The organism is Burkholderiales bacterium (assembly GCA_013695435.1).
Classification (GTDB): domain Bacteria; phylum Pseudomonadota; class Gammaproteobacteria; order Burkholderiales; family JACMKV01; genus JACMKV01.
The window spans coordinates 1-6,749 of the sequence record JACDAM010000180.1; the positions used below are offsets into that span (position 1 = coordinate 1).

General features: G+C 56.3%; 5 protein-coding genes and 2 pseudogenes. 3 read left to right on the forward strand and 4 right to left on the reverse strand.

What is annotated here, in order from left to right:
* Positions 1–352, forward strand: a pseudogene (locus tag H0V78_09200) (glucosaminidase domain-containing protein).
* A gap of 321 nt (positions 353–673) precedes the next feature.
* On the opposite strand, the gene H0V78_09205 reads toward H0V78_09200, so the two are convergent.
* The 4 genes and pseudogenes from H0V78_09205 to H0V78_09220 form a co-directional block, all read right to left on the reverse strand.
* Entirely contained in the window at positions 674–1,570 is an 897-nt protein-coding gene (locus tag H0V78_09205; GenBank protein MBA2351944.1) for a GGDEF domain-containing protein, read from the reverse strand.
* A 569-nt stretch (positions 1,571–2,139) separates the two neighbouring features.
* Positions 2,140–3,876 carry a class I poly(R)-hydroxyalkanoic acid synthase gene (gene phaC, locus H0V78_09210; GenBank protein MBA2351945.1) on the reverse strand — a complete coding sequence of 579 codons (1,737 nt, stop codon included), beginning with the start codon at positions 3,874–3,876 and terminating at the stop codon, positions 2,140–2,142.
* 453 nt (positions 3,877–4,329) lie between these two features.
* The gene (locus H0V78_09215) at positions 4,330–4,521 is read right to left on the reverse strand and encodes a hypothetical protein (protein MBA2351946.1); all 192 of its coding nucleotides are present in this window, start codon (positions 4,519–4,521) and stop codon (positions 4,330–4,332) included.
* Positions 4,522–4,803: 282 nt separating this feature from the next.
* A pseudogene (locus H0V78_09220) lies at positions 4,804–5,522 on the reverse strand (YqcI/YcgG family protein).
* 341 nt (positions 5,523–5,863) lie between these two features.
* On the opposite strand from H0V78_09220, the gene H0V78_09225 reads away from it, so the two are divergent.
* Together H0V78_09225 and H0V78_09230 are read left to right on the forward strand one after the other, a co-directional pair.
* Entirely contained in the window at positions 5,864–6,448 is a 585-nt protein-coding gene (locus H0V78_09225; GenBank protein ID MBA2351947.1) for a hemerythrin domain-containing protein, read from the forward strand.
* Positions 6,449–6,497: 49 nt separating this feature from the next.
* On the forward strand, positions 6,498–6,749 hold a 252-nt coding region (locus H0V78_09230; GenBank protein MBA2351948.1), incomplete at its 3' end, for a thermonuclease family protein.

Here is a 6,749-nt window from a genome sequence, read left to right on the forward strand (position 1 = left end):
TTCGGGATTGAGCGAACTGTCGCAAAAGGCCAACAACCACTTCGGCATCAAGTGTACCCGTCAGTGGACCGGCGCGACCTTCCGGAAAAAAGACGACGACCGCGACTCCACCGGCTCCCTCGTCGAATCCTGCTTCCGCCGCTACAACAACGTCGCCGAAAGCTATGCCGACCACGGCGATTTTATCCGCGATCCGCGCAGTTCCTACCGCTACGGCTTCCTGTTCAACCTCGACCGGACCGATTACAAAAGCTGGGCCCGGGGGCTGCAGTCGGCCGGCTATGCCACTTCAACGGAATACTCAAACCGGCTGATCGCGCTGATCGAGCGGCTCCAGCTATACCAGTACGACCGGCCCGGGAACCGCCGGCGTGGATCCGGTCAACCCGAGCGGCCGAACATGCTGCCCGGCAATAACGGGAACCGGGGCCACGCGATAGCAGCAGAAGAACCAATTCGCGCTGCGGCGCTCATGCTAGAAGCAATTGACAGCCCCTGTCGCTCGCTGGCAATGAAAACGGGCGCTGCCGAATGCATGGCGGCAAAGCAGGCCGGAAGCCTACACATGGGCGTTATACGGAAGCGTACGGGTTCGACAGGAGGTAAGAGAGCTGCTAAGAGAGGTCCGTGCTATGTTGGAGTAATGAACGCTGCAAAAGCGGCGCTTCGCTGCTCAGGCTACCTCTTTCCCGTTTCTCGCGTTAAAAAACACACAGCCACTCATGCTGTTTTTAGCCCGATACATAGCGGTGTCAGCATTTCTTATCAATTGTTCTCCGGTAGGGCCGTTGTCCGGATAAACGGCGATGCCAATGCTCGGCTTGATAACAAGGTGTAGGTCACCGACGTCGATAGGCTGAGCAATATTCTTCAAGACGCCGTCGGCAAGTCTCTCGATATTCTCGCTGCCTTGCGGATTCATCAATAAGTACAGGAATTCATCACCACCATTGCGGCACACCGTGTCCTCGTCGCGAGAGTGTTGTAACAGACGTTTTGCTACCTCCTTCAATACCGAGTCGCCCACGGCGTGCCCATGCGTGTCATTGATATTCTTGAAGCGATCCAGGTCAAGGAACATCACCGCAAGGGTCCAATGGTGGCGCTCGGCCAGGGAAATTGCATGCGCCAGCCGGTCATCGAATAGGTCGCGGTTTGGCAGACCCGTCGTGTAGTCATGCAACGCCCGCAGCCGTGCTTTTTTCTCCTCTTCCTGCGCCGTCGCCAAAGCAGCTTCAGTATCTGCCAAGGCGTTTCGGGACTTAATTAAATCGGTCTCGATCTGTTTCAGATCGTCGATCCCTTGGGTCAAGGTTTCGTTGACTTCATGGAGGTCGTCGGCGCATTCGTGGACTTTGCTTTCTACTCTTTCACTGTTCGCCAGCGCCGTATGCGCCGACAGCGTGGTCGCACCTTCGGCTATCTTTTTCTTCACGATGTCATTGGCGGAGGCAAGGTCATCCGCGCACGCCTCCACCTTTGCTTTCACATCCTGGCTTTTCTCCAAAGCCAGTTCCACTGCAACTGGCGCGGCGACGGCTGCCGCAGTGGGATTTCGATCTGACGTCATAGAGTGGCCTCGCTGTTTTTCGATTCAAAAGGGGTGTTTCTCATCTCTCAAATCACAAGCCGGCGAATGGGGGATTTTTACACAAACTTTTCGTCAACCGTTGACTATCTCTTAGCCGGGGAGCGAGTCGATCGTGCCCAATCGCAAAGTGTTAGGTGAAAATTGCGGTTTTGCGGCGAGTCTTCGGGCCACGCAAGGTTACGAGGTAGCTTTGAGACAGCATGGACGCTTGCAGGAGTGTCAGCAAGCGAGAGGTCGGCTCTCAGTCGCAAGGACTAGTCTTGAATGGGTACTAAGACACTTCCATAGACGCGGGACTGGAGCGCGCGGAGACCGAAGCGGCTGGGTGTACAGGCCAGACGGCGTAGTATCCCGGCGATCACGGCGGGCTTTTCCAATGCGGCGATAATCATAAGCCGCCCTGCGGGTAAGAGTTTGTCCGGCTGGACATCTTGATGCAAATCGATTCGCCCATGCCCCCATGCGTCCGTTACCATTAGGATCCGTTTTGCAGTCACCATTCCGGGTGTTCACTGCAGTAGATACCTTGCCTGCTTGTGATCTGCTAACTACTGCCTGCTATTTTCGCTGACATATCGTCCGGGCGCAGCTTCGATAGGCCGATAGCTCGCATCGCCCAGCTCCGTGCTGGCGCGTACTTTCTTGCCGGCGTGCCGGGCGAGCCATGCCGCCCAATGCGCCCACCAACTACCGGGCACCGATTGCGCGCCGCTCAACCACGCTTCGGGATCATCGGGCAGTGTCCGGTTGGTCCAGTAGTTACGCTTGCCCTTGCTCGGTGCATTGATGACGCCGGCAATATGGCCGCTGGCGGCGAGAACGAATTCGAGTTGACCCGACAACAAGTGCGTGCTCGCGTAAGCCGAATGCCAAGGCACGATGTGATCTTCGCGTGATGCAAGCAGAAACGTCGGTGCTGCAATCTTGCCGAGATCGACGGGAACACCGCACATTGTCAGCCGGCCAGCGGTCTTGAGATTGTTCTCGCTGTACATGTTTTTTATGTAATAGGCATACAAAACGCCGGGCAGGTTGGAGCTATCAGCGTTCCAATACAGAAGATCGAATGCGCGCGGCGTCTGCCCTTTCAAATAATTGTTGACGACATAAAACCAGATCAGCTCATTGGCGCGCAGGCTCGCAAAACAATGCGCGAGATCTGCGCCCGACATGACTTCACCGCGGCCGTGCCGCGTCTCGCAATTATTCACGTAGTCGTCATCGATGTACGCGCTGATTCTGCCGGTGTCGGAAAAATCGAGCATTGTGGTCAGCAGCGTCAGGCTGGCGACCGGATTGCGTTTTTTTGCATGCTGCACGGCAAGCACACTGGCGAGTAGCGTGCCGCCGACGCAAAAGCCTAGCGCGTTCAATTTGTCAGCACCCCGAAGTTCGCGTATCACCGCCATCGCCTTCATCAGCGCGTGTTCAATATAGTCGTCCCAAGTCGCGACCCCGAGCTCAGGCCCGACGTTGCGCCACGAAATCAAGAACACCTGATGTCCCTGTTCTACGGCGTATCTCACAAAGGAATTCTCTGGCTGCAGATCGAGGATGTAGAACTTGTTAATAAACGGCGGCACGATCAGGAGCGGCCGCTGATAAACCTGTTTGGTCGACGGCGCGTACTGGATCAGCTGCATGTATTCGTTTTCGAAGACCACGGCGCCAGGCGTCATCGCCAAATTCTTGCCGACCGCGAAACCGCTTTCGTCCGACATCGAAATACGGCCGCGCTCGAGATCGCGCGCGAAATTTTCCATGCCGAGTCGCAGGCTTTCGCCATCCGTTTGGAACGCGAGTCGCAAGGCTTCCGGATTGGTGGCGAGGAAATTACTTGGCGCGAGCGCATCGAGATAATGCTGGACGTGAAACGCCAGGCGATTTTTCTCGTCGTCAGCAAGCTCGGCTGAATCGACCAGCCGGTTCAGCAGATCGGCCGCCAGCAAGAACGATTGCTTCAAAAAATCGAAGAATGGTAGCGTGCGCCAGGCGGGGTCATGAAATCTACGGTCCCCGGGAGCGGGCGTAATGATGGCTGGCACTTCTTCGCCCGCTTTGACTTGCGTAAAGCCGCGCCACAATTGCCCCTGTTTGCGCAGATAATCCGCGTGAATTTCAGCCCACTGATGCGGGTTTTGCGCGTAGGCTTGCGTCAGCGTCGTGACGATTTCAGGTAGACGATTCGCGCCGGGACCGCTCTGTTGTCCTATCGATTGTTCGATCAAGCGCTGGTTAAACGCAAAAAACTTGCTGTAATGAGCGTTGGTGTTTTCCGAAAGCATTGAGTCACCTAAAGTTGAAAAACGGTGCGGGGCGAGCGATTGATCAGACAGCGTTGCCATATGGTCATCATTGAGTACAGCGCGGTCTCTTTACGCTGCTTACAGTCCGGTTGCCTGATGCCGGGTAATGCGACTGCGCGTGCAGCTTAGGGCCTCGACCGGCTTTCCTTGCAGTCGGGTGCGCTCTCCGAGCCGTAATGAGTGCGCTGGCGCAAACGGTTAAAATAAAGGACGTTTTCAGGATTGTTCTCCGGAAAGGAAAGCTGTCAGCTAAAGCGGCTGCGTCAGCACCGTGCGCGGACGGCCCGCGGCGCCACCGATCGCAGCGGCGCTCGCGCCGAGCAAGAGCGCGAAGAAACCCAGAGCGCACCTTTGGATTACCAGCGAGTCGAATCGGGCGCACGCAAGCGCAACGCCTAACACCACCGCCGAAATCGATTGTGACCTATGCGATCAATAAGCCCGGGATGACGCTGCGCCTTTGTGGGCGGAGATCATGATCGCGTCGGCGAGGCCGCCCGCCGGTACCAGCATGTGTTTCGTGGCCGGATGCGCAAGCTTTTTTGCATGATTAGAGGCAAATGTTTCAGCGTGCGTCGCACCTGATGCATGCAAACCGATAACGGCGAGCGCGGCAGCGAACATGAGTATGAATGGCCGGTGAAGAACGAGACAATCCCGAGACACTGCGCCTATCCGGGGCAGCCAAGCTTAGTGCGAACCTCATGACTTGATGTTCGAATTCGAATGGCGCTGTTTCGCCTCCCTACTCGTCCCCCATTTTTTCAGCCAGAGCCAGACATACCCACCGAGCGCAATATATAGGACTTTTTTCATCGTTTCTCTCCTTCGATTAAGTGGATCACACGTTTGTTTAATTCGCGCGCACGAGTAAAGTATCTTATTAAAATCTTACCGATCCCGCGGTCAGCTTGAGCCTGAGCCAGTGCGCTCGGCGGCAAACGGACAGTTCCATTCAGGTTCGACCGCACGCCCTGAATATTGACGCGCTTCTGAGGCTTCGCCGAAGTTGCTGAGGTTGGCATTGATCGAACCTTGCAGCGCGACTTCGCGATCGCGAATCACGCTTTGCATGCGCGTGAAATGCCCCGATGCGCGCAATTCCTCGAATTGCGCGTGCGGGTTGAACACGAGCGCCGGCCAGCGGAAGCGGCGCGTGAGGCGCGAACTGCGGGGATGCAGCCCGACGACGAAAAATGCGTTTTCAGCAAAGCTGAAAGAGAAATGCGGATCGTCAGGATCGCTGCTGACGCGCGAATCCCATTCATGATGGACGCGATCGAGCTCGTGCAGCTGGCGCAGCTGCGCCCAGAGCTTACGCTCGAACTCACGCTGGGTTGCAATGCCGGAATCGGTGAACACGGCTACAAGGTCGAGAATTGACCGTTGAAGGTTGCGTGCTCCTGAACAAACTCGTAGATGTCGTAGGCAAGCCCCGCCGTCGCTTCGCGGGATGCCAACTGGCCGTACAAACCCAATCGGTAGCCACCGCGTTGCAATGCTGATTTCGCACCGACGCAAGAGAATTTAGGATCCAGTACGAGTTCGCGGAACGCATGGTGCACGCGTTTCCCCCGGGTGCTCTGGGCGCGCGCTCTGATCGTGCGGGCAAACGTATTCGTCATCGCGGATAGCCGTGAACTGCTATTGATGCGCGCAAGCCGGCTTGTAAACGGATTGGCGCGCTCGCCATCCGGCGAGGCGACTCCGTCGTGTTCGGTAGAAGCTTCCATAAAACAATATTTCTGCAAAAGGCGTGCCGTGGGCCGATCTGCTGTGCTTTGCCCGTCCCTAAGGTGGATATTCGGGAATGCGGCGAACATAGTCGCGCGTTTCCACTTCTCGAAATTACAAAAATGCCCAGCACCGATGTAAATCTTACTATGCGGCACTACCTCTCCTCATGCCGTCCCCGGCATGGACGTTGCTCGTGGCCAATTGCGTCTCCGCCCAAAAAGGAATCATCATGACCAATACGCTAATCGCCAAAATAACGCCTTTCGTCACCGATATGATCCGCGCCGACCACACCAAGGTCGTCGCCCTGTTTCATCAATACAAAGCCGATTCACATCCAATTAAAAAGAAAGCGTTTGTCGAATCCATCTGTACGCTGCTGCTGACCCACTCAATCGCCGAGGACGAAATTTTCTACCCGGCGATGCGCGAAGCGCTGCCCTCTGTGATCAAACACAGGTATGACGAGCAGCATGAGGTCGAAGCCGCAGCCGAGACGCTGAAAGCCATGAAACCTTCGGTGCCAGACTATGACGACCGCGTGTACGCGCTGATGAAAAGCGTGCTCCATCACGTTGCCGAGGAAGAATGCGTCGTGCTGCCCACTGCTGAACGCATTTTCGATCACATGAAGCTCGGCGAGCTTGGCGCGCAGTTCAATAAACGCCGCCATCAGTTGATGATCGAGCGCATGAAGCCGGTCGAGCGGGCGCGTGACTATGTCAAGGATCACCCGCTTCAACTGGCGTTAGGCGGGATCATGCTGGCATTTGCGGTCGCGCCCCTCCTAATGCAACAGCGCGGGCGTGTCTGAAATGCGCGGTGTCGCGCTAACAGAGCCAGTCGAGATTAGGCAGTTGTTCTTGCACCGCAAGGTCCTAGTCGATCGTCGCAACATCAACCTTGAGCAAATCGACGCCGGACTAGCCTGGAATCTCAAACGCTATCAGAATGAGCAGCCGGTCGAAGACCGCGCTCGATATGCGACCGAGGACGGGGCGCGCGCTGCTCGTCGTGGCTTATGGGTTGATCCAATGCGATCGAGCCATGGGAATGGCGCATATCGCACAAACGAGGAAGCAGCAAACTTCGAGAATAGTAGAGAGTGCTTAAGT